Annotated in this window: 19 protein-coding genes; 13 read left to right on the forward strand and 6 right to left on the reverse strand. The window is 72.0% G+C overall.

Annotated features, from left to right (window positions below; all coding sequences use genetic code 11):
- Positions 1 to 36: 36 nt before the first annotated feature.
- From IEY30_RS00595 to IEY30_RS00605, 3 genes are all read left to right on the forward strand, one after another.
- Complete coding sequence (locus IEY30_RS00595; protein ID WP_229674771.1) at positions 37 to 627, forward strand: nucleoside/nucleotide kinase family protein; 591 nt, start codon at positions 37 to 39, stop codon at positions 625 to 627.
- A gap of 100 nt (positions 628 to 727) precedes the next feature.
- Positions 728 to 1552, forward strand: coding sequence for a GNAT family N-acetyltransferase (locus IEY30_RS00600; RefSeq protein ID WP_052358205.1), 825 nt, complete (start codon positions 728 to 730; stop codon positions 1550 to 1552).
- A gap of 28 nt (positions 1553 to 1580) precedes the next feature.
- Positions 1581 to 1991, forward strand: coding sequence for a DoxX family protein (locus IEY30_RS00605; RefSeq protein WP_030146606.1), 411 nt, complete (start codon positions 1581 to 1583; stop codon positions 1989 to 1991).
- Here IEY30_RS00605 and IEY30_RS00610 read toward each other — a convergent pair.
- The 5 genes from IEY30_RS00610 to mmsA all read right to left on the reverse strand — a co-directional run bounded on the left by IEY30_RS00610 (position 1981) and on the right by mmsA (position 8003).
- Positions 1981 to 2844, reverse strand: coding sequence for a GNAT family N-acetyltransferase (locus IEY30_RS00610; protein WP_030146605.1), 864 nt, complete (start codon positions 2842 to 2844; stop codon positions 1981 to 1983). The genes IEY30_RS00605 and IEY30_RS00610 overlap by 11 nt on opposite strands.
- 72 nt (positions 2845 to 2916) lie before the next feature.
- Positions 2917 to 3720 carry a methyltransferase domain-containing protein gene (locus tag IEY30_RS00615; RefSeq protein WP_030146604.1) on the reverse strand — a complete coding sequence of 268 codons (804 nt, stop codon included), beginning with the start codon at positions 3718 to 3720 and terminating at the stop codon, positions 2917 to 2919.
- A gap of 132 nt (positions 3721 to 3852) precedes the next feature.
- Entirely contained in the window at positions 3853 to 4956 is a 1104-nt protein-coding gene (locus IEY30_RS00620; RefSeq protein WP_030146603.1) for a substrate-binding domain-containing protein, read from the reverse strand.
- Between the two features lie 138 nt (positions 4957 to 5094).
- On the reverse strand, positions 5095 to 6390 hold the full coding sequence (gene mmsB, locus IEY30_RS00625) for a multiple monosaccharide ABC transporter permease (protein ID WP_030146602.1): 1296 nt from the start codon (positions 6388 to 6390) through the stop codon (positions 5095 to 5097).
- 59 nt (positions 6391 to 6449) lie between these two features.
- Positions 6450 to 8003, reverse strand: a complete 1554-nt coding sequence (gene mmsA, locus IEY30_RS00630) for a multiple monosaccharide ABC transporter ATP-binding protein (protein WP_052358279.1) — start codon at positions 8001 to 8003, stop codon at positions 6450 to 6452.
- 427 nt (positions 8004 to 8430) lie between these two features.
- Between mmsA and IEY30_RS00635 the strand changes: the two genes are divergently transcribed.
- From IEY30_RS00635 to IEY30_RS00645, 3 genes are read left to right on the forward strand one after another with little or no spacing between them, the layout of a single operon-like run.
- Entirely contained in the window at positions 8431 to 10209 is a 1779-nt protein-coding gene (locus IEY30_RS00635; protein ID WP_030146600.1) for a proline--tRNA ligase, read from the forward strand.
- Positions 10206 to 10991: an HAD family hydrolase gene (locus IEY30_RS00640; protein ID WP_030146599.1), complete on the forward strand. Its 786-nt coding sequence runs from the start codon at positions 10206 to 10208 to the stop codon at positions 10989 to 10991. The genes IEY30_RS00635 and IEY30_RS00640 overlap by 4 nt, the downstream gene beginning before the upstream one ends.
- A complete protein-coding gene (locus tag IEY30_RS00645) occupies positions 10988 to 11770 on the forward strand; it encodes a TSUP family transporter (protein WP_030146598.1) in 783 nt (260 codons plus the stop codon). The genes IEY30_RS00640 and IEY30_RS00645 overlap by 4 nt, the downstream gene beginning before the upstream one ends.
- A 41-nt stretch (positions 11771 to 11811) precedes the next feature.
- Here IEY30_RS00645 and IEY30_RS00650 read toward each other — a convergent pair whose 3' ends face one another.
- Complete coding sequence (locus IEY30_RS00650) at positions 11812 to 13083, reverse strand: cytochrome P450 (protein WP_052358204.1); 1272 nt, start codon at positions 13081 to 13083, stop codon at positions 11812 to 11814.
- Between the two features lie 70 nt (positions 13084 to 13153).
- On the opposite strand from IEY30_RS00650, the gene IEY30_RS00655 reads away from it, so the two are divergent.
- The 7 genes from IEY30_RS00655 (at position 13154) to IEY30_RS00685 (ending at position 20822) form a co-directional block, all read left to right on the forward strand.
- Positions 13154 to 14164, forward strand: coding sequence for a 3-oxoacyl-ACP synthase III family protein (locus IEY30_RS00655; RefSeq protein WP_030146596.1), 1011 nt, complete (start codon positions 13154 to 13156; stop codon positions 14162 to 14164).
- Entirely contained in the window at positions 14161 to 14952 is a 792-nt protein-coding gene (locus IEY30_RS00660) for a glycosyltransferase family 2 protein (protein WP_030146595.1), read from the forward strand. The genes IEY30_RS00655 and IEY30_RS00660 overlap by 4 nt, the downstream gene beginning before the upstream one ends.
- Complete coding sequence (locus tag IEY30_RS00665) at positions 14949 to 16190, forward strand: cytochrome P450 (protein WP_052358202.1); 1242 nt, start codon at positions 14949 to 14951, stop codon at positions 16188 to 16190. The genes IEY30_RS00660 and IEY30_RS00665 overlap by 4 nt, the downstream gene beginning before the upstream one ends.
- Positions 16187 to 17755, forward strand: a complete 1569-nt coding sequence (locus IEY30_RS00670) for a class I adenylate-forming enzyme family protein (protein WP_030146593.1) — start codon at positions 16187 to 16189, stop codon at positions 17753 to 17755. Before IEY30_RS00665 ends, IEY30_RS00670 begins: the two co-directional genes overlap by 4 nt.
- Complete coding sequence (locus IEY30_RS00675) at positions 17752 to 18714, forward strand: NAD-dependent epimerase/dehydratase family protein (RefSeq protein WP_081920292.1); 963 nt, start codon at positions 17752 to 17754, stop codon at positions 18712 to 18714. The genes IEY30_RS00670 and IEY30_RS00675 overlap by 4 nt, the downstream gene beginning before the upstream one ends.
- Positions 18715 to 18764: 50 nt before the next feature.
- Positions 18765 to 20186: a ferredoxin reductase family protein gene (locus IEY30_RS00680; protein ID WP_030146591.1), complete on the forward strand. Its 1422-nt coding sequence runs from the start codon at positions 18765 to 18767 to the stop codon at positions 20184 to 20186.
- A gap of 108 nt (positions 20187 to 20294) precedes the next feature.
- Complete coding sequence (locus tag IEY30_RS00685) at positions 20295 to 20822, forward strand: FMN-binding protein (RefSeq protein WP_308423742.1); 528 nt, start codon at positions 20295 to 20297, stop codon at positions 20820 to 20822.
- The last annotated feature ends 6 nt before the right edge of the window (positions 20823 to 20828 follow it).

Consider the following 20828-nt stretch of genomic DNA (forward strand, 5'->3'; position numbering starts at 1 on the left):
GCCGAGCGTGTCGTCGCGCTACGGCCCGGGGAGCGCGTGGCCGTAGCCGTCGACGGTTTCGACGGCGCCGGCAAGACCGTGCTGGCCGACCAGCTCGCCGAGGTGATCGGCGCCGTGGACGGCTCACGCGACGTGCTGCGCGTCTCGATCGACGGGTTCCACCGGCCGAGGGCCGAGCGCATCGCCCGTGGCCGGGGACCCGAGAGCTTCTACGAGGACTCGTACGACTACGTCGCGTTCCGCCGGGCCGTCCTCGCCCCGTTCCGCCGCGGCGAGCCGGTCACCCCGACCGTCAACGACGTGGAGGCCGACCGCCCCGTGCACCCCGAACCGGTTTCGGTCGAGGCGGACACGGTGCTGCTCGTCGACGGGATCTTCCTCCAGCGACCGGAGCTGGCGGACGTGTGGGACGCAGCCGTGTGGGTCGACGTGCCGTTCGCGGTGTCCGTGCCACGCGGCAACGCGCGGTTCGGCGACGGCCACGACGCCGACCCCGAGGCGCCTGCGAACCGGCGCTACGTCGGCGGGCAACGCCTCTACCTCGAGGCGGCCGACCCGCGCGGCCGCGCGACCTGGGTGCTCGACAACACCGACCTCGACCGTCCGGTCCTGCACACCCGCGCCTGAGCGCGCCCCGGGAGCGCTGTGACGCGTTCGTGAGGCGCGCCGGGGTGACACCCGGGCCGTGGGAAGGCACTCTTGGGAGGTGCTCCGCCAACGACTCCCCGTGCGCCCCCTGTCGGCGGCCGACCTCGATACGGCGCTCGAGGTGTGCGCGCGCGACCGGGTGGCCAACGCCTTCGTGGCGGCACGCATCGTCGAGGGCTCGCTGCGCACGTCCCCGGGCGCGCTCCTCGGCCACTGGGCCGACGGCGAGCTGCGGGGTCTGGCCTGGGTCAGCGCCAACGTCGTCCCGGTCGAGCTCGACGAGGACGGCGTCTCCGCCGTCGCGGCGCGGATCAGCCGGATGCGGCGCCAGTGCGCCTCGATCTTCGGTCCCAGCGAGCAGGTCAGGGGCCTCTGGGACCGCCTGGGGCCGACGTGGGGCCCGGTCAGGGCCATCCGCACGCACCAGCCCCTGCTGACGACGCGGACGCTGCCCTCGGGCCTCGGCCTCACCCTGGACCCGGACGTGCGTCCGGCGCGTCTCGACGAGGTCGACCTCGTGCTCCCGGCGGCCGCCGCGATGTTCACCGAGGAGATCGGCTACCCGCCCTACTTCGGGTCCGACCGCAGCTACCGGGCGAGCATCGGCTCGCTCATCCGGGCGGGACACACCTTCGTCAAGGTCGAGGACGGCGAGGTCGTCTTCAAGGCGGACGTCGGCTCCCTGGCGCTCGGTTGCGCCCAGGTGCAGGGGGTCTGGCTGCACCCCCGGCTGCGCGGACAGGGCCTGTCGGTCCCTGCCATGGCGAGCGTCGTCGAGCAGTGCCTGTCGGGCCTGGCCGACGAGGTCTCGCTCTACGTCAACGACTTCAACGTCGCGGCCCGGGCCACCTACGCGCGGTGCGGCTTCCATGAGGTCGGGGCCTTCACGACCGTCCTGCTCTAGCCCGCGGTCGTCCGCCTAGGGTGAGGTCATGAAGACCGCCACCAACGCCCCGCTCGGCAAGGACGCCATCGCCCTGGCCGGACTCTTCCTCACCTCGGGCACGATGCACTTCGTCAAGCCCGAGCCGTTCGAGGCGATGGTGCCGAAGCAGCTGCCGTCGCGACGCGCGCTGGTGTATGCGTCGGGTGCCCTCGAGATCGCTTGTGCGGTGGGCCTGTTCGTCCCTCGCACGCGTCGTGTCGCCGGGCTGGTCTCCGCGGCGCTCCTCGTCGCCGTCTTCCCTGCGAACGTCACCATGACGGGGCAGGCCAAGCGCCGCCTCGACCGCAAGCCGGACGACGCCAAGCGGCAGGGCTACCTCGCCGCCACGGTGGCGCGGTTGCCGCTCCAGTGGCCGATGATCCGGACGGCCCTGCGCGCCGGGGAAGTCATGCGCTGAGGCCGGCCCGGCCGAACCCGATCGTGACGCTCTCGCCGACCCGGCGGTAGCCCAGCGCCCGGTAGATCGCGTTGGAGGTCGGGTTGGCGAGGTCCGTGTAGAGCATGCACGCCTCGCCCGCGTCCTGCCGGTCGCTGCTCAGTGCGGCGACGACCGCGCTCGCGTAGCCGTGCCCGCGCAGCTCGCGAGGGGTCCAGACGCCGGAGATGCGGGTCACGCCCCCACTCGGGGACGACGCATACGCCATCGAGACCGTCCGGCCGTCGTGCTCCCACAGTCCGACCCGCCCGGCCTCGACGGTCCGCACCAGCGAGGCGACGGTGCGGCCACCGCCCTCGATGGCGTCGACGAACTGCTGGTGCCACTCGTCGACGAGCGCGCAGTCGGCACCGGTGGCGACGCGGAAGGATCCGGCGACCTCGAAGGGCATCCGGGGACGCTCGGGCAGGTCGAAACGACCGACCCGCATGGTCACCGTCGCCGTGTCGTCCGTTCGGGCCGTCCACTCGTCGGCGAACGCCTCGGCCGGCTCCCGCAGACCGCCCACGCCGGGCAGTGTGTCTCCGTCGGCCGCGAGCAGCGCTGCCAGGTCGCGGGCCTGCTCCGCGGTGGCCAGCGCGACGTGCAACGGGTGCGGTGGCGTGTGCATGAAGGCGCCCACGACCTCGCCGGCCGTGTCCGCGACCACCCACCACCGCGGCCCCGCGTAGCGGTCGGGCTCCGCGACGAGCGACTCGGTCACGCTTGCGATGACGCTGAGGGACTCGGGCTCGCGGGTCACGAGCCCGGCGAGTCGGCTGCGAGCGACGGCCGCGTCGGTGACGAGGGTGAACGTGTGGGAGGGACGCGGCATACGACCACTCTGGCAAAGTCCACCAGCTGACCGCGACCAGGTTCCCTGTCGTCCCTAGGGCCCTCGTCCGGCTCAGACGTGCGCCACGATCTCGGCGTGGGTCATCGCGAACCACGCGTCGGGATGCGTCGACCAGTCCTGCCACGCGGCGCTGATCTGCGCGAGGTCCGCGGGCGTCGCGAGGCCGTGGTCCACCGCCTGGGCGGCGAAGGTCGACTCGAGCGTGCGGCGGGCCCACGTGCCGCCCCACCAGGCGCACTGCTCCGGTGTCGCGTAGGTCCACAAGGACGCGGACGGAGTGAGCCGGGTGAGCCCTGCGGCGTGTGCCCAGGCCACGAGATGGCGGCCGGCGTCCGGCTCGGCGTGGTTGAGCCTGGCGAGGTGTCGGTAGAGCTCGAGCCATCTGGTCATGAGGTCGGACGCCGGGTGCCACACCATCGAGGCGTAGTCGACGTCGCGCACGGCGACGAGTCCTCCGGGCCGGGTCACGCGCGCCATCTCGCGAAGGGCGCCGACCGGCTCGGTGAGGTGCTGGAGCACCTGGTGCGCGTGCACGACGTCGAAGGACGCGTCGGCATACGGAAGTCCCATGACGTCGGCGAGCTCGAACGACGTGCGCACGTCGCCGCGGGCGGCGGCGCTGCGGCGGGCGTGCTCGAGCGGACCGGTGACGTTCTCGACGCCGACGACGCGACCCGACGGTCCGACCGCCTCGGCGAGGTCGAGCGTGATCGTGCCGGGCCCGCAGCCCACGTCGAGGACGTGCATACCGTCGTGCAGGTGGGGGAGGAGGTAGGCCGCGGAGTCCGCGGCCGTGCGCGCCCCGTGCGACGCGAGGACGCTCGGATGGTGCCCGTGGAGATAGACGTCCGCCATGGCGCGACGCTACGCCGCGTCGGGGTCCCGGCGCGGTCGGTGTCCAGCGGTGGGACGCGCGCCCGGACACGACGAAGGCCCGCCCCTGACGGGACGGGCCTCCACCGAGAGCGGTGACGCGGCGGGCTCAGCTCACTTGGTGAGCGGGGCCAGCGTCGGGTCGTTCGCGTAGGCCTCGGCTGCGTTCTCCTTGGTCACGATGACCGGGGGGAGCAGGTTGGCCGGGACGACCTTGACACCGTTGTTGTAGGACTTGGTGTCGTTGACCGTCGGGGTCTGGCCCTTCTGGAGGGCGGAGACCATGGCGATGGTCTCCTTGACGAGGTTGCGCGTGTCCTTGTTGATCGTGGAGTACTGCTCGCCGGCCATGATCGACTTGACCGACTCGACCTCGGAGTCCTGACCGGTGACGATCGGGACGGGCTTGCCGGCCGCCTTGACCGACGTGATGATCGCGCGGGCCAGGGTGTCGTTGGGCGACAGGACGCCGTCGAGGGCGGCGCTCTGGTAGTTCGCCGACAGGAGCGTGTCCATGCGCTTCTGGGCGTTCTCGGCCTTCCAGCCCTGCGTGACGACCTGGTTGAAGTCCTTCTGGCCGGAGACGACCTTCAGGGTGCCGTCGTCGATCTTCGGCTTGAGCACCTTCATGGCGCCGTCGAAGAACACCTGGGCGTTGGCGTCGTCGGGCGAGCCGGCGAAGAGCTCGATGTTGTACGGGCCGTTGGCCTTCTTCTTGGCCATGCCGTCGAGCAGGGCCTGGCCCTGCAGCTCGCCGACCTTGAAGTTGTCGTAGGCGACGTAGTAGTCGACGGCCGCCGTGTTCTTCACGAGGCGGTCGTAGGCGATGACCGTCGCGCCGGCGTCCTTGGCGGCCTTGAGCTGGGTGCCCAGCTGCGAGCCGTCGATGGCGCCGACGACGATGACCTTCGCGCCCTTGGTGACCATGGCCGAGATCTGGTTCTGCTGCTCGGACACGCCACCGTTGGCGAACTGCACGTCGCCCTTGAAGCCGGCTGCGGACAGGCCGTCCTTGAACAGCTGCTCGGCGAGCACCCAGTTCTCTGACGTCTTCTGCGGCAGCGCGATGCCGATGACCGAGTCGGCCGGGAAGCCCGCTGCGGCGGATCCCCCGTTGGATGCGCCCGGCGTCGTGCCGGTGTCGCTGCTCCGACCGCAACCGGTCAAAGCAAGGGCAGCCACAGCCGTGACGCCCAGCACCTTGGTGAAGGTACGCATGTGCTCTCTTTCCTCTCGTCGCGTCCGGGCGAACGCGGATCCTTCTCGGTCACGGGCGGCGCCCTGACCGGGTCTGTGGTGGGTCGTGCCGGGCCGTCCCCGGTGGCTGTCGGCCACCGGGGTCCCGGCACGGGGGATTCAGCTGGACTGGCGGATGGTCTCGCTCACCGACGAGGTCTCGGTGGCCGCCGACGGCGGCGGCGTGGCCGACGTGTCGTCGTCGTTGCCGCGACGGAAGTTGCGCATCATCATCCCGATGAGCGAGGCCCGCCCCTGCGACTTGTTGTAGACGTCGAACGCGACGGCGACGAGGAGCACGAGGCCCTTGATCATCTGGGTCGCGTCGGCGCCGATGCCCTGCAGCTGCAGGCCGTTGTTGAGCACGGCCATGACGAGGCCTCCGACGATCGAGCCGACCACGGTGCCCACACCGCCGGTGACGGCAGCGCCACCGATGAAGACGGCCGCGATGGCGTCGAGCTCCCAGCCGACACCGTCGGACGGGCCGGAGGCGGTCGAGCGGGCCACGAAGATCATGCCGGCGAGGGCCGCCAGGATCGACATGTTCATCATGACGAGGAAGTTGACCTTCTTGCTCTTGACGCCCGACAGCTCCGCGGCGTGCCGGTTGCCACCGACGGCGTAGATGTGGCGGCCGATGACGGTGCGGTTGGAGATGAAGCCGTAGAGCAGGACGAGGACCGCGAGGATGATGCCGGAGATCGGGAACGACGTGCCGGGTCGGCCGGAGCCGAAGAGCAGCGTGGCGCCGATGATCGCCGCGCAGATGAGCCCGAGGCGCACCCACATGATCCACGCGTCCTCGACCTCGGCGCCGAGCTTGACGAGCGCGCGGCGGCTGCGCACGGCGCCGACGACGATGCCGACGGCGAGGAGCAGGCCGATGAGGACGGTCAGGTTGTTGTAGCCGGTGTTGGGCCCGATCTCGGGGAGGTAGCCGCCACCGATGACCTGGAAGTCCTCGGACACGGGCACCGAGTTCGACTTGCCGACGTACTGGTTGGCGCCGCGGAAGAGCAGCATGCCCGACAGCGTCACGATGAAGGCGGGGATCCCGACGTAGGCCGTCCAGAGCCCCTGCCACGCGCCGACGAGCGCACCGATGGCGAGGCCGAGGAGGATGCCCATCCACCAGCTGAGGTTCCAGTCACGCATCGCGATGGCCACGCAGATCCCGACGAACGCCGCGACGGAGCCGACGGAGAGGTCGATGTGGCCGGCGATGATGACGAGCACCATGCCGATCGCGAGCACGAGGATGTAGGAGTTCTGCTGGAAGATGTTGATGACGTTGTCCGGCGTGAGCGTGAGCCCACCGGTCCAGATCTGGAAGAAGATGATCAGCGCCACGAGGGCGAAGATCATGCCGAGCTGACGGGTGTCGCCACCGAAGATCTTCTTGACCTTGTCCATGGGTGCAGTCCTGGCTGTGTGGAGTGTGGATGGGGGAGTGGTCGGGGCCGGCTCGCCGCTCACGCGCTCTCGCGGGAGGACGTGGGAGTGGTCTCCGCGGAGCCGCCGTGGGTGCGTCGGGTCATGAGCCTCATCAGCGACTCCTGGTCCGCCTCCTCACGGGAGAGCACGCCGGTGACCGCGCCCTCGGCGATGGTGTAGATGCGGTCGGACAGGCCGATCAGCTCGGGCAGCTCGGAGGAGACGAGGATGACGCCCTTGCCCTCCGACGCCATGCGCTGGATGATCCCGTAGATCTCGAACTTGGCACCGACGTCGATGCCGCGCGTCGGCTCGTCGAGGATGAGCAGGTCTGGCTCGGTGAAGAGCCACTTGGCGAGCACGACCTTCTGCTGGTTGCCGCCGGAGAGCTTGCCGACTCCCTCGTCGACGTTGGGCGCCTTGGTGCGCAAGGACTTCCGGTAGGACTCGGCGTAGTTGTACTCCTCGCGCTCGTCGACGACGAAGCCCTTCGTGATGCGCTGGAGCCGGGCCGAGACCGTCGTCCGCTTGATGTCGTCGAGGAGGTTGAGGCCGAGCGTCTTGCGGTCCTCGGTGACGTACGCGAGGCCGGCGTCGATGGCGTCCGCGACGGTGCGCAGCCGCAGCTCCTTGCCGTCCTTGATGATGGTGCCCTCGACGTACGTGCCGTAGGACCGGCCGAAGAGGCTGCGCATGAGCTCGGTGCGTCCCGCGCCCATGAGGCCGGCGAAGCCGACGATCTCGCCGCGGCGGACGAAGAAGTCGCTGTGCTTGGCCACGAGACGGTCGGGCACGCTCGGGTGCCGGACGGTCCAGTTCTTGACCTCGAAGAACACCTCGCCGATGTCCGGGGTGTGGTCGGGGAAGCGCGACTCGAGGTCGCGGCCGACCATGCCGCGGATGATGCGGTTCTCGTCGACGCCGTCCTCCTTGACGCGGAGGGTCTCGATGGACTTGCCGTCGCGGATGATGGTGATGGAGTCCGCGATCTGCTCGATCTCGTTGAGCTTGTGGCTGATCATGATGCAGGTCACGCCCTTGGAGCGCAGGCCCGCGATGAGGTCGAGGAGGTGCTGCGAGTCGCCCTCGTTGAGCGCGGCGGTCGGCTCGTCGAGGATGAGGAGCTTGACGTCCTTGGACAGCGCCTTGGCGATCTCGACGAGCTGCTGCTTGCCGACGCCGATGTCGCGGATCTTCGTGTCCGGCTCCTCCTCGAGGCCGACGCGGGCGAGCAGCTCGCGCGCCTTGACGCGCGTGGACAGCCAGTCGATGACTCCGCCCTTGGCCGTCTCGTTGCCGAGGAAGATGTTCTCGGCGATCGACATCTCCGGGATGAGCGCGAGCTCTTGGTGGATGATGACGATGCCGGCGTGCTCGCTGTCGCGGATGTTGTTGAACTCGCACAGCTTGCCCTCGAAGTGGATCTCACCGTCGTAGGTGCCCGCGGGGTGCACCCCGGACAGGACCTTCATGAGGGTGGACTTGCCGGCGCCGTTCTCCCCGCAGATCGCGTGGACCTCTCCTCGACGGACCGCCATCGAGACGTCGGAGAGGGCCTTGACGCCGGGGAACTCCTTGGTGATCTCCCGCATCTCGAGAATGATGCTGCCGGGCGGGGCGGCGGGCTGCGCCGCGCCGGCCGTCTCGGCACTCGATGATCCAGGAGCCGGGTTGGAGGGGGTGCTCATCTGGTCGTCAACACTCCTTTGTGGTGTTCGTGAGGCGCACGCGCCCGTCCCGATTGTTCCTCACGGTTCGTGCTCACGTGGCCGAACACCGCGTCGTGGTGTCACAAGGACGTCACGATCTCCGGACAAGCTGACGTCGTCATCCGGCAGGGGTCACTGAACCCGCGGTGCTGCCTGTCGTCAAGCCCGTGACCACGTCTTGTCCGGTCAGGACAACAACCGGACAATTGCCGGGCCGACGGCACCCTACGGCACCGTCCGGCAGGTGCGCCGGGTGGCCGATATCCTTCCAAGGTTCCGCACCACGCCCAGCACCACAAGAGGAGACCCGGTGGCCCTGCACATGTCGTCCCTGTTCCTGCGAACCCTTCGCGAGGACCCGGCGGACGCAGAGGTCCCGAGCCACCGGCTGCTCGTGCGCGCCGGCTACGTGCGGCGCGTCAGCCCCGGCGTCTACACGTGGTTGCCGCTCGGCCTGCGCGTGCTGCGCAACGTCGAGAGGATCGTGCGCGAGGAGATGGACGCCATCGGCGCCCAGGAGCTGCTCTTCCCGGCGCTGCTGCCCAAGGAGCCCTTCGAGGCCACCGGACGCTGGACCGAGTACGGCGACAACATCTTCCGCCTCCAGGACCGCAAGGGCGCCGACCACCTCCTCGGCCCGACCCACGAGGAGATGTTCACCCTCACGGTCAAGGACCTCTACAGCTCCTACAAGGACCTGCCGCTCTCGATCTACCAGATCCAGACGAAGTACCGCGACGAGGCGCGCCCCCGGGCGGGCGTGCTGCGCGGACGCGAGTTCGTCATGAAGGACAGCTACTCCTTCGACGTCGACGCTGCGGGGCTCGACAAGAGCTACCAGCTGCACCGCGAGGCGTACGTCCGCATCTTCGACCGGCTCGGCTTCCACTACGTCATCGTCGAGGCGATGGCCGGGGCCATGGGCGGCAGCAAGAGCGAGGAGTTCCTCGCGACGGCCGAGGTCGGCGAGGACACCTACGTCCACTGCACGAGCTGCGGGTATGCCGCCAACGTCGAGGCCGTACGCGTGCCCGCGCCGGACCCCGTCGGGTGGGACGGCGTCCCTGCCGCGCACGCCGAGGAGACCCCGGACACCCCGACGATCGAGACGCTCGTCGCCCACCTCAACGAGCGCTTCCCGCGCGAGGACCGTCCGTGGGCGGCCGGCGACACGCTCAAGAACGTCGTCGTGACGCTCGTGCAGCCCGACGGCACCCGCGAGCCGCTCGCCATCGGCGTGCCGGGTGACCGCGAGGTCGACGAGAAGCGTCTCGGCGCCCAGGTCGAGCCGGCCGAGGTCGAGGCCTTCACCGAGGCCGACTTCGCCGCCAACCAGGCCCTCGTCAAGGGCTACATCGGCCCCGGCGCGCTCGGGCTCGAGGGCACGAGCGGCATCCGCTACCTGCTCGACCCCCGCATCGCCGAGGGCACCCGCTGGGTGACCGGCGCCAACGTCGCCGGGCAGCACGTCATCGACCTCGTCGCGGGCCGCGACTTCACGGCCGACGGCACCATCGAGGCCGCCGAGGTGCGGGCCGGTGACCCCTGCCCGAACTGCGAGCACACGCTCTCGACGGCGCGCGGCATCGAGATGGGACATGTCTTCCAGCTCGGCACGAAGTACGCCGAGGCGCTCGACCTCAAGGTGCTCGACCAGAACGGCAAGCTCGTCACCGTCGTCATGGGCTCCTACGGCGTGGGCGTCTCACGCGCGGTGGCCTGCGTCGTCGAGGGCAACCACGACGAGTCGGGCATCATCTGGCCGCGCGAGCTCGCGCCGGCCGACGTGCACATCGTGGCCGCCGGCAAGGACGAGGCGCTCTTCGTCAAGGCCGAGGAGATCGCCCGCGAGCTCGAGGTGCAGGGCCTGACCGTCCTCGTCGACGACCGCAAGGGCGTCAGCCCCGGCGTCAAGTTCAAGGACTCCGAGCTCATCGGCGTCCCGACGATCCTCGTCATCGGGCGCGGCCTCGCCGAGGGCAAGGTCGAGATCAAGGACCGCCGCACCGGTGAGCGCCGTGAGGTCGCCGTCGACGACGCCGTGGCCGCCCTGACCGCCGAGGTCACCGCGGAGGTCGAGCGCTCGTGACCGCTTCCCGGCGCCCCGTGGAGGCCGTGGTCTTCGACTGGGGTGGCACGCTGACGCCCTGGCACGAGGTGGACCTCCCGCAGCCGTGGCGGGTCTTCGCTCGCACCGTGCACGGGCTCCCCGTCGAGGACCCCGCCATGCCGGCCGAGGACCTCGCCGAGGCCGACTCGCTCGCGATGCGCATCCACGACGCGGAGGAGCACGCCTGGCGACGCGGTCGGGAGACGCACGAGAGTGCGTCGATCGCGGCGATCCTCGAGGCCGCGGGTGTCGACCCGGAGCACGACCGGCACCACTTGGCGCTCGCGGCATACCAGCGCTTCTGGGAGCCGCACACCCACACGGACGAGCAGGTTCGTCCGCTCTGGGAGTCTTTGCAGCGCAAGGGAATCCGGGTCGGTGTGCTGTCCAACACCATCTGGACCCGCGACTACCACCGGGAGGTCTTCGAGCGTGACGGGGTGCTCGACCTGCTCGACGCCGACGTCTACTCGTCCGAGATCCACGTCGTGAAGCCGCACCCGGACGCGTTCCGCACCGTGTGCGATGCGCTCGGGGTGGCACCCGAGCGCGCGGTCTACGTCGGCGACCGGATCTTCGAGGACGTCCACGGCCCGCAGCAGGTCGGCATGCGCGCGATCCTCGTGCCGCACTCCGACATCCCGGCGGGCCAGCGCACGGCGGTCGAGGCCCGCCCCGACGCCGTCGCCCACGAGCTGCTCGACGTCGCGGGGATCGTCGCCCTCTGGAACCACGAGGCCCAGGAGCCGGAAGGGGCGTGAGCGACCCGACCACCACGACCCTCGCCTTCCTCGCGGCAGCGGCCTTCGTCGCCGGATGGATCGACGCCGTCGTCGGCGGGGGAGGGCTCGTCCAGCTGCCCGCGCTGCTCATCGGGATGCCGGGGGCCACGCCCGCGCAGCTGCTCGCGACGAACAAGTTCGGCTCGATCTTCGGCACGGCGACGAGCTCGATCACCTTCTACCGGCGGGTCCGGCCCGACCTGCGCACCGCCCTGCCCATGGCCGCCGTCGCCTACGTCGGCTCGATCGGTGGCGCGCTCATCGGGCTGCACATCCCGAAGTCGGCGTTCAACCCGATCATCCTCGTGCTCCTCGTCCTCGTCGGGGCCTACACGCTCTTCAAGCCCGACCTCGGCTCCGAGTCGATCCGGCGGTTCCACGGTGCCCGCCACACCGTCCTCGCGATGCTGACCGGCTTCGTCATCGGGGCCTACGACGGGGCGCTCGGGCCCGGCACCGGCAGCTTCCTCGTCTTCGCGCTCGTCGGGCTGCTCGGCTACAACTTCCTCGAGGCCAGTGCCAAGGCCAAGATCGCGAACTTCGCGACCAACCTCGGTGCGCTGACGATCTTCGCCCCGATGGGCCTCGTCATCCTCAAGGTCGGCGTCGTCATCGCCGCGGCCAACCTGCTCGGCGGCTACGTCGGGGCGCGCACCGCGGTCGCCAAGGGCAGCGGCTTCGTGCGCGCGGTCTTCGTCGTCATCGTCAGCGCCTTCATCGTCAAGATCGGTGGCAGCCTGCTGGGCTGGTGGCCCTGACCTTCGGTGTCGTCGACCGACCGCCAGCCGGAGGGCCGTCGTCAGCCGCGAGCGACGACGAGCCTGCGGTAGGTCGGGATGAGGACACGGCGGGCCGGCTCGCGCTCCACGACGGCCCAGGGCCCGGCATCGGCCAGCGCTCCGAGCACGGCGCGCAGCTCGGCCCGCGCCACCGGCGCCCCGAGGCAGAGGTGGCGTCCGGCGCCGAACCACAGGTGCCGGTTGTCCGGCAGGTAGGGCCGGTCGAGGTCCAGGGCACCGGGAGCGGTGTTGGCGACGTAGGTCAGGGCGAGCACCCGGTCGCCGGCCCGCAGCGTCCGTCCGCCGACGGTGACGTCCCGGGTGACGTGGCGGCCGATGACGGGTGCCGGGGTCGTGACCCGCAGGCCCTCGCGGACGGCGACGTCGAGCAGGTCGTCGCGCTCGTCACCCGTCGCGGCGCAGAGCCGCGACGCCTGGCCGGTGTCGGCGAGCAGGGCCGTCGTCCGCGCGATCGCGCTCGCTGCCGTCTCGGTCCCCGCGACGAGCAGGAGGGAGGCCAGACCCGTGGCCTCCTGCTCGGTGACCCCGAGCTCCCGGCAGCGGCCGAGCACCGTCGTGACCGGCGAGGAGCGGTAGGCCGCGGGGACCCCTGAGGTGAGCCCGCCGAGGAGCTCGCGGGCGCGGGCGACCGTGGGGTCGGAGAGCGTGGTGTCGGCCTGGGTCCCCAGGGCGAGGGCGGCGAGCTCCTCACCACGGGCGAAGACGAGCCGGTAGGCACCCCAGCCGTCGTCGTCGAGCCCAGCAATCGCGGCCTCGTCGGCGAGGGTCGTCGCGTCGAGGCCGAGCATCGCCACCACGAGGCGTCCGACGAGGACCTTGGCCAGGTCGGCGACGTCCACGGTGTCCCCGTCACGCAGGCGACGTCGGAGGAGCTCGGTCACCGGTCCCGCGGCCACCGACACGAGGTCACGGGCTGCGGCCTCGGTGAAGAGGTCGCGGGCGCGGGTACGCAGCGAGTGGTGGCCCCGGCCGTCGAAGAGGTCCTCCACCCAGTCGCCGAGCACCTGGGACCAGAGGTGCCCGACACCGCCCTCGCCGAGGAGCGAGGTGGAGCGGTGGTCGACGAGCAGCTCTCGGATGAGCGCGGGATCCCGGACCAGCCAGCCGAGGCCCGGCGCCCTCACGATCCGCGGACCGCGTCGGGCGAGGGCGACGAGCAGACCCAGACGGGGGTCGGCCGACCTGATCACGCGGCGCTCGTGACGCGTGGCCAGCCGGTGGCCCGTCGGCGACGACACGGGGTGAGTACGTCGGCTCAGCACGGGCTCCATGGCCTCACCGTAAACTGCCCGCACGGTGCCGGGAGGGCCCGGACGCCGAGCCAGGGAGGGTCACGCGCGCATGTCCAGTCGCATCGCCGGCGTCAGCGCCCACGTCGCCGAGCACGCCCTCGACGTCGAGCAGGTCGAGGCCCGCATCGTCGGGTCAAGCAGCGGGTTCGTCCCTCCCGCGGGCGTGCTGGGACGCCTGACGGGCGTGAGGCGGATCCACCACGCCGGCCCGGACACCCAGGCGTCCGACCTCGCTGCGGCCGCCGCCCGCACGTCGCTCGCCTCGCTCGACCTCGAGATCGGCGACGTCGACCTTCTCGTGTTCGCCTCCGCGTCGCAGGACCTCGTCGAGCCGGCGACGTCGCACATCGTGGCCGACCTGCTCGGCGCTCGGTGCCCGGTCATGGACGTCAAGAACGCGTGCAACTCCTGGCTCAACGGCGTCCAGGTCGCGGAGGCCCTGATCGCCATGGGGCAGTACGACCGCGTGCTCGTCGTGACGGGAGAGATGCCGTCGCGTGCGGCCCGGTGGTCCGTACGCGACGCGGCGCAGTTCGTCGAGTCGGTGCCCGGCTACACGATGAGCGACGCCGGGGCGGCAGCCCTGGTCGAGCGGGCCGCACCGGGCGCCCGAGGCGAGATCCTGCACCGCTGGTTCACCGCGGAGTCGCGGCACTGGTCGGTCGGCCAGCTTCCGGCCGGTGGCACCAGGCACCCGCGCGACGTCGACAAGGGCTACTTCGTCATGGACGGCGCCCGCCTGCGCCAGGCGTTCGACAGCGTCGACGTCGAGGAGATCCACCGCGCGCTCAAGTCCGACGGACTCGGCGTCGAGGACTTCGTGGCGGTTGCCGTCCACCAGGTCGCAATGCCCTACCTCGACGTCTTCGCCGCGCGCCTCGGGCTGCGGCGCGACCTCGTCGTCGAGACGCTGCCCGAGCACGGCAACTGCGCCTCGGCCACGCTGCCCCTCCAGTGGCAGCAGGTGCAGCGGCTCGGGCTCGCCGAGCCGGGCGACCCGGTGCTGCTCGTCGGGCTCGCGGGCGGCATCAGCGTCGGCACCATGGCGGTGCGCTGGTGACGGGTCCGGCACCCCTCGGAGCCGGTGACGTCCGGCTCTGGGTCGTCGTCCCGGCCTTCGACGAGGAGGCCGGCATCGCGCGCACCATCGCCGCGCTCGCAGCACAGCACGACCGCGACTTCAGACTCGTCGTCGTCGACAACGCCAGCACCGACGGGACGGTGCTCGCCGTCGAAAGTGCTTGTGCGGCATACGGACTCGGCGTCACGATCGTCACGGAGAGGCGCAAGGGCACGGGCGCGGCCTCCGACACGGGGGTGCGCCACGCCATCGCGCACGGGGCCACGCACGTGCTGCGCACCGACGCGGACACGTTGCCCACTCCTCGGTGGACCGCCGTCGGGCGCCGCGCGTTCGCGGCCGGCGCCGATCTCGTCACCGGACCCATGCGGGCCCGCACCGACGAGGTGCGGCTGCGTCCGTGGGAGCGCGTCGTCCTGCCGGGAGTCATCGGCTTCTGCCAGGCGTTCGGCCGCTTCCGCCCGAGCAACCGCTCACCCGAGCTGCTCGGCCCCTACCGGATGAGCCCGGGCTGCAACCTCGGCGTCAGCGCCCGCGCCTACGAGGCGAGCGGCGGCTTCCCCCGCACGGCGATCGAGGAGGTCCACGAGGACCGCGAGCTCGTCAACCGGGTGCGGCGCGTCAGCTCGCGCCTCGAGCACCACCGCGGCCTCGTCGTGCACGCGTCGGTCCGGCGGCTGCGCGCCTACGGCCTGCGCAACACCCTGCGCTGGTACCTCGACCACGGCCACCGCCCGGACGTCGTCGACGTGCGGGTCGTCGCGTGAGGGCGCTCGCGCGCACCGACCCCGGGAGCCGCTGGGAGTCACGGCTGGTGCGTTCGGCCCACCCCGTGGTCGCCCGCGTGGTCGACGCGGCCGTGTCGCGTCGCGGGGTCGTACGCGTGCCCGGAGTCGGCGTGCTCGTGGCCGACCCGGGGGTGGCCCGGCGGGTGCTGACCGACCCGGACGCCTTCGCCAAGAACGGTCCCGGCTCGTCTGGGGCGCTGTGGACGCCGGTCCTCGGCGAGCGGGTGCTGCTCAACATGGAGGGCGCGGCCCACCGCGCCCTCCGACGCTCGCTGTCCGACCTCTTCTCGCCGCGTGTCGTCCGCGAGGTCTGCGACGCCGCCGCCGGGCCGCTGGTCGCCGCGGCAGCGTCGAGGCTGAGGGCGGGTGAGGACCTCGACGTCGTCCGGCTCGCGCGCGAGGTGTCGGCCGCGGCCATCGGGGTCGTCGTCGGGCTCGACCCCGCCACTCCACCTGCGACGCTGCTGGAGGCGAGCGATGCCATCGAGTCGATGGTCAGCTGGCGCACCCGCGGGTTCGACGAAGGTGCGGTCCGCCGGGCGCGTGCCGCGCTCGCCGTCGTGCAGGACGCGGCCGAGTCCGCCCACGCGGCAAAGGGACCCGACACCGTCATGGGCCGACTGGCACGCCAGGGCGCCTCGCTCGACGACGCCCGGTCCCTCGCCGCAGCACTCTTCCTCACGGGCACGGGCACCGTCAGCAGTGCGTTCCCGCGGATCGCCGGCCAGCTCGCCGACGCCGACCTCCTCGCTCCCGGACGGGTCCTCTCCCACGACGTCGACGCAGTCGTCGCCGAAGGCCTGCGCATGACGACGCCGAGCCTCGCGACCCTGCGCCGGTGCGTGCGTGTCACGGACCTCGGCGGGGTCCGCGTGCGCGCCGACGAACGCGTCGTCGTGCTGCTCTGGTGGGCGACCCGGCGCGAGGGCGGCTTCGACCCAGGTCGCGCGGCCACGGGCGACCTGCGCCACCTGTGGTTCGGTGCCGGCAGCCACTTCTGCCTCGGGGCTCCGCTCGCCCTCGCCGAGCTGCGCGCGATGACCGCGATGCTGCTCGACGTGGCCGGCGAGCAGGGGCTCGTCGTCTCGTCGCGCCGGGCCGCCCGTCGCGTCCTCGTGCCGCGCTACGCAGAGCTGACCGTGCGGACGCCGAACGGGCGTCAGGTCGACCGTCTGGCGCGGCCGGCAGGGCCGAGCCGATCGGACCGGGCGGCGTGACCCCTCGCGACGACCTCGTCACGACGATCCTCGCGAGGGCCGGCGAGTCACCACGTCGCGTGGCCATCCGCGACCACCGGGGCCGGTCGGTGACGTTCGGCGAGCTCGGCGCGGACGTCACGCGCGTCGCCGCACATCTCGCGTCCCGCGGTCTCGCCGCCGGGGAGGGCGTGCTGCTGGCCGTCCGGCCCTCGCCGCGGGCCGTGTCCGCAGCCCTGGGGGTCGTCCTCGCCGGGGGAGTCGTCGTCGTGGCCGACCCCGGAGCCGGCGAGGCGCTGCTCGACGTGCGCCGCCGGACCGTGCCGGTGCGCGGGGCGGTCGCCGACACCGTCGTGCACGCCGCCACCCACCGGCCGCTGTCGTCCCTGCTCGCGCGGCTGCCGGCCACATCGGGGCTGCAGCTGCCGGACCTGTCGACGCCGGGGCTGGTCCACGTCGTCACCGGCCCGCGCCTGCCCGGTGTGCCGAGGTCGGCGACGCGCTGGGAGCAGCTTCCGACCGGCAGTCCGCCTGCGGCCGTGGGGGATCCGGCACGCGACGCGCTCGTCGTGTTCACGTCCGGGACGACGGCCGCGCCCCGTGCGGTCGTGCACACCCTGCGCTCGCTCTCTGCCGGCATCGAGGCCGCCGTCATGGCCCTCGAGCTCGACGAGCGTGTCGTGATGCACACCGACCAGCTCATGATCGGGCTGCCGACACTCCTCGCCGGAGCGACGTGGTCGTTGCCGCCCGTCACAGCCACGACGCGGGCCTGGCTGCGCCAGGCCGAGCGCGAGCGGGCGACCCACGCGTATGCCGTGCCGACCAAGATGCTGGCCGCCGCGTCCCGTGGGCTGCCGCCGGCGATCCGACAGCTCGGCATGGGCGGCGCTCCCGTCCTGCCGGTCACCGTCCGTCGACTGGGTTCGCTCGCTCCCGGCGTGTCCGTGCGGGCGGTCTACGGGCTGACCGAGGCCCTCCCCGTCGCCGTCGCCACCGGGGATCAGGTGCTCGCGTCGCCGCCGGGCCGCACCTGCCTCGGACCCCCGCTGCCGGGGGTCACGGTGCGCATCGAGACCCCCGACCGCGACGGTGTCGGCGAGATCGTCGTCCGTGCCCCGCAGGCCCGCCACCGCCTCGCGGGTGAGTCGCCGACCGAGGAGGTGCGCACCGGCGATCTCGGCGAGCTCGGCCCCGACGGCACGCTGCTGCTCGCCGGGCGGTCCAAGAACATGATCATCCGGGGGCAGGCCAACATCTACCCCGAGCTCGTCGAGCCGCTGCTGCTCGACCGGCTCGGGGACGCCATCGCCGACTGCGCCCTCGTCGGGGTCGCCCACCCCGTGACGGGGGACGAGCGCGTCGTCCTGGCCGTGGTCCCGGTCCGTGCGGGGTCGCCGGAGACGGAGGCTGCCACCCTGTCGCGCCTCGTGCTGCGTGCCTGGTCGGGACTCGCGGACGACGCCTGGCGTCCAGACGAGGTCGTCACGGTCGCGGAGGTGCCGCGCCGGGGGCGCTCGGCGGGCGTCGACCTCGAGGCCCTGCGTGGCCTCGTGGACAGCAGGCGTGAGGAAGCGCCGGCATGAGGGTGGCCGTCACGGGGGCCAGCGGCTTCGTCGGGGGAGCGGTCCTCGACCTCCTGCTGGCGCGAGGACACGACGTGCTCGCCCTGAGCCGACGCCCCGTCGCCTCGCGTCCGGGCCTCGAGCACCGACAGTGGGACCTCACGAGCGGAGCGCTGCCGGACGCGCCGAACGTCGACGTCGTGGTCCATGCGGCAGCGCACGTCGACGAGTGGGACCCGTGGGCCGTGCACCAGGCCGTGACCGTCGGGGGCACGCAAGCCGTCCTCTCGACCTGGCCCGCCGCACGGGTCGTGCTCGTCTCGTCGTGCAGCGTCTACCCGCTCCGGGCCCCTCGACCTCCCCGGGAGGTCCTGACCGAGGACGTCGCACCGACCCGGCGCCACCTGTCGGCGTACTCCCGGGCCAAGGCGGTCCAGGAGCGGCTCGTGCTCGACCGTCCCCGCACCGTCGTGCTGCGGCCCCATGCCGTGCACGGCCCCGGGGACCCGACGCTCCTGCCGAGACTGGCCCGGGCACGCCGACGGGGCCGACTGTTCTGCCCCGGCGACCCCGACACCCTCGTCCACCTCACCGACGTCCGGCTCGTCGCCGAGGCGGCGGTCGCGGCCTGCGAGATCCCCTGCGACGCAACGGTCCTCAATGTCGCGGACGCGGACCCACTCCCGCTGGCCGCCGTCGCCGCCGGGGTGGCCACCGCCAACGGCTGGACCGAACGACCGCTGTTCACCGGTGCACCCACCGCGTGGGCCGCGGCGCTCGCCCTGGAAGGCGCCGCACGCCTCCTGCGCGCATCCACGCCACCGCTGCTCACGGCATACGCCGTCTCCCACCTCGCGGTGAGCCGGATCTTCGGCACGGACCTGCTGCGTCAGCAGCTCGGGGTCGAGCCCCGCGCGACCGACCTCTCTCGCTGGCGACCCACCCCCACACCCGAGGGGGCCGGGGACTCACACGCGTGACATCCTCGTGACACAGCACACGCACAGGATCTGCGCCGAACCTGAGTGCCATGACCTCACTCGCCCTCTCCGAGAGCCGCGACCTCTCGGTGCCGGCCGCGTCGCGGCGCCAGGCCCTCGCCCCGACGCCCCGCTGGCTGCGGGACGCGTCCGCCGTGTTCGCCTGGGGCGTCACGCTGTTCGTCGTCGCCCTCTGGGTGGCCGGCGGGGGACTGACCGCCTTCGGCACGCTCGGTGAGAGCCTCATCAACATCGGTCGCCTCACGGGTCTCGTCGCCTCGGTGCTCATGCTCCTGCAGGTGCTGCTCATGGCGCGCATCCCGTTCGTCGAGCAGGCCTGGGGCCAGGACGAGCTCGCCCGCGTGCACCGGCTCGTCGGCTTCACCTCGTTCAACCTCATGGTCGCCCACATCGTGCTCACGACCGTCGGCTACAGCGCCGGCACCGACCTGGGCGTCATCGCGACGTTCGTCGACCAGGTGCTGCACTCGCCGGGCATGCTCCTCGCCCTCGCCGGCACCGTCGCGCTCGTCATGGTCGTCGTGACCTCGGTGAAGAAGGCGCGCGCGAGGCTGCGCTACGAGTCGTGGCACCTGCTGCACCTCTATGCCTACCTCGGCGCCGGGCTCGCCCTGCCGCACCAGCTGTGGACCGGACAGGACTTCACGTCGAGTGTCACGGCCACCGTCTTCTGGTGGGGGCTGTACGCGTTCGCGCTCGTCGCCGTCCTCGTCTACCGCATCGGGCTGCCGCTCGTCCGGTCCCGTCGCCACCGCCTGGTGGTCTCCGAGGTCGTCGCCGAGACCCCCACCGTGACGTCGGTCGTCATGACGGGGCGCCGACTCGACCGACTGCCCGTCCGCGCCGGTCAGTTCTTCCAGTGGCGCTTCCTCGACGGTCCGGGCTGGACGCGAGGCAACCCCTACTCCCTGTCCGCCGCGCCGGACGGCCGCTCGCTCCGCATCACGGCCGAGGCCGTCGGATCCTCCAGCGCCCGGCTCGCCACGCTCCGGCCCGGCACCAAGGTCGTCGTCGAAGGGCCCTATGGACGACTTCACGCCGGGGTCCGCACGCGCGACAAGGCCGTGCTCATCGGCGCCGGGATCGGCATCACCCCGCTGCGTGCCCTCCTCGAGGAGCTGCCAGCAGCACCGGACGGCGTCGTCGTCATCTACCGCGTCGGCAGCCAGGCCGACATCGTGCTCGCCGACGAGCTGCTCGACCTCACCCGCGCCAAGGGCGGCCGCGTCGTCGCCGTCGTCGGCCACCGCAACCGCGAGCGTGCCAGCTGGCTGCCCGTCGAGTCGAGCCACCTCACCGACGCCGAGGCCCTGACCCGGATCGTGCCCGACATCGCCGAGCGCGACGTCTACGTGTGCGGCAACCCCGCCTGGATGGACACCGTCATCACCGCCGCCCACGAGGCCGGCGTGCCGCCCGAGGCCGTGCACCACGAACGCTTCACCTACTGACCCTTCGACCCGAGCGGACCCGCGACGACGCGACGTACGCCCCCGCATCCGCCCCGCATCCGCCCCGAACGAATCGAGCCCCCAATGCGACGCATCGTCCTCTGGGCCATGAGCACCCTGACCGTGCTCGTCCTCCTCTTCAGCTACAGCACCTCGCGCAGCTCCTCCGCCCTCGTGGCAGCCGAGACCCGGACGGTGACGACCACGAGCAAGACCTCGGACAGCACCGGCTCCACGTCGGGATCCTCGTCGGCGTCGGCGACCGACTCCTCGGGCCAGCAGCCGACCGGCACCTCCGCGACGCCGAGCGGCTCGTCGGGCTCGTCGGGCTCGTCCGGCTCGTCCGGCTCGTCGTCAGCGACCAAGACGTACGCCGGTGACGCGGTCATGACGCGCTACGGCAACGTCCAGGTCCAGATCACCGTCAAGGACGGCAAGATCACCGCGGCCGAGGTGCTCCAGGTCCCGTGGAACGACCGTCACGACCAGATGATCAACTCCGAGGCCGTCCCGGTCTACAACCAGGAGGCCGTTGCCGCCCAGTCGGCCCGGATCGACGTGGTGTCCGGTGCGACCTACACGTGGGACGGCTACACCCAGTCCCTGCAGTCCGCCATCGACCAGGCCAACCTGTGAGGCACT

It is taken from the genome of Terrabacter tumescens, assembly GCF_014646815.1.
Lineage (GTDB): Bacteria > Actinomycetota > Actinomycetes > Actinomycetales > Dermatophilaceae > Terrabacter > Terrabacter tumescens.

What these genes read in the sequence shown, in the direction of transcription:
- IEY30_RS00615 (WP_030146604.1), bottom strand. Translation starts at nt 3,720, where the DNA reads ATGGCGGACGTCTATCTCCACGGGCACCATCCGAGCGTCCTCGCGTCG.
- IEY30_RS00655 (WP_030146596.1), top strand. Translation starts at nt 13,154, where the DNA reads ATGTCCAGTCGCATCGCCGGCGTCAGCGCCCACGTCGCCGAGCACGCC.
- IEY30_RS00605 (WP_030146606.1), top strand. Translation starts at nt 1,581, where the DNA reads ATGAAGACCGCCACCAACGCCCCGCTCGGCAAGGACGCCATCGCCCTG.
- IEY30_RS00680 (WP_030146591.1), top strand. Translation starts at nt 18,765, where the DNA reads ATGACCTCACTCGCCCTCTCCGAGAGCCGCGACCTCTCGGTGCCGGCC.
- IEY30_RS00620 (WP_030146603.1), bottom strand. Translation starts at nt 4,956, where the DNA reads ATGCGTACCTTCACCAAGGTGCTGGGCGTCACGGCTGTGGCTGCCCTT.
- IEY30_RS00650 (WP_052358204.1), bottom strand. Translation starts at nt 13,083, where the DNA reads ATGGAGCCCGTGCTGAGCCGACGTACTCACCCCGTGTCGTCGCCGACG.
- IEY30_RS00685 (WP_308423742.1), top strand. Translation starts at nt 20,295, where the DNA reads ATGAGCACCCTGACCGTGCTCGTCCTCCTCTTCAGCTACAGCACCTCG.
- mmsA (WP_052358279.1), bottom strand. Translation starts at nt 8,003, where the DNA reads ATGCGGGAGATCACCAAGGAGTTCCCCGGCGTCAAGGCCCTCTCCGAC.
- mmsB (WP_030146602.1), bottom strand. Translation starts at nt 6,390, where the DNA reads ATGGACAAGGTCAAGAAGATCTTCGGTGGCGACACCCGTCAGCTCGGC.
- IEY30_RS00610 (WP_030146605.1), bottom strand. Translation starts at nt 2,844, where the DNA reads ATGCCGCGTCCCTCCCACACGTTCACCCTCGTCACCGACGCGGCCGTC.
- IEY30_RS00675 (WP_081920292.1), top strand. Translation starts at nt 17,752, where the DNA reads ATGAGGGTGGCCGTCACGGGGGCCAGCGGCTTCGTCGGGGGAGCGGTC.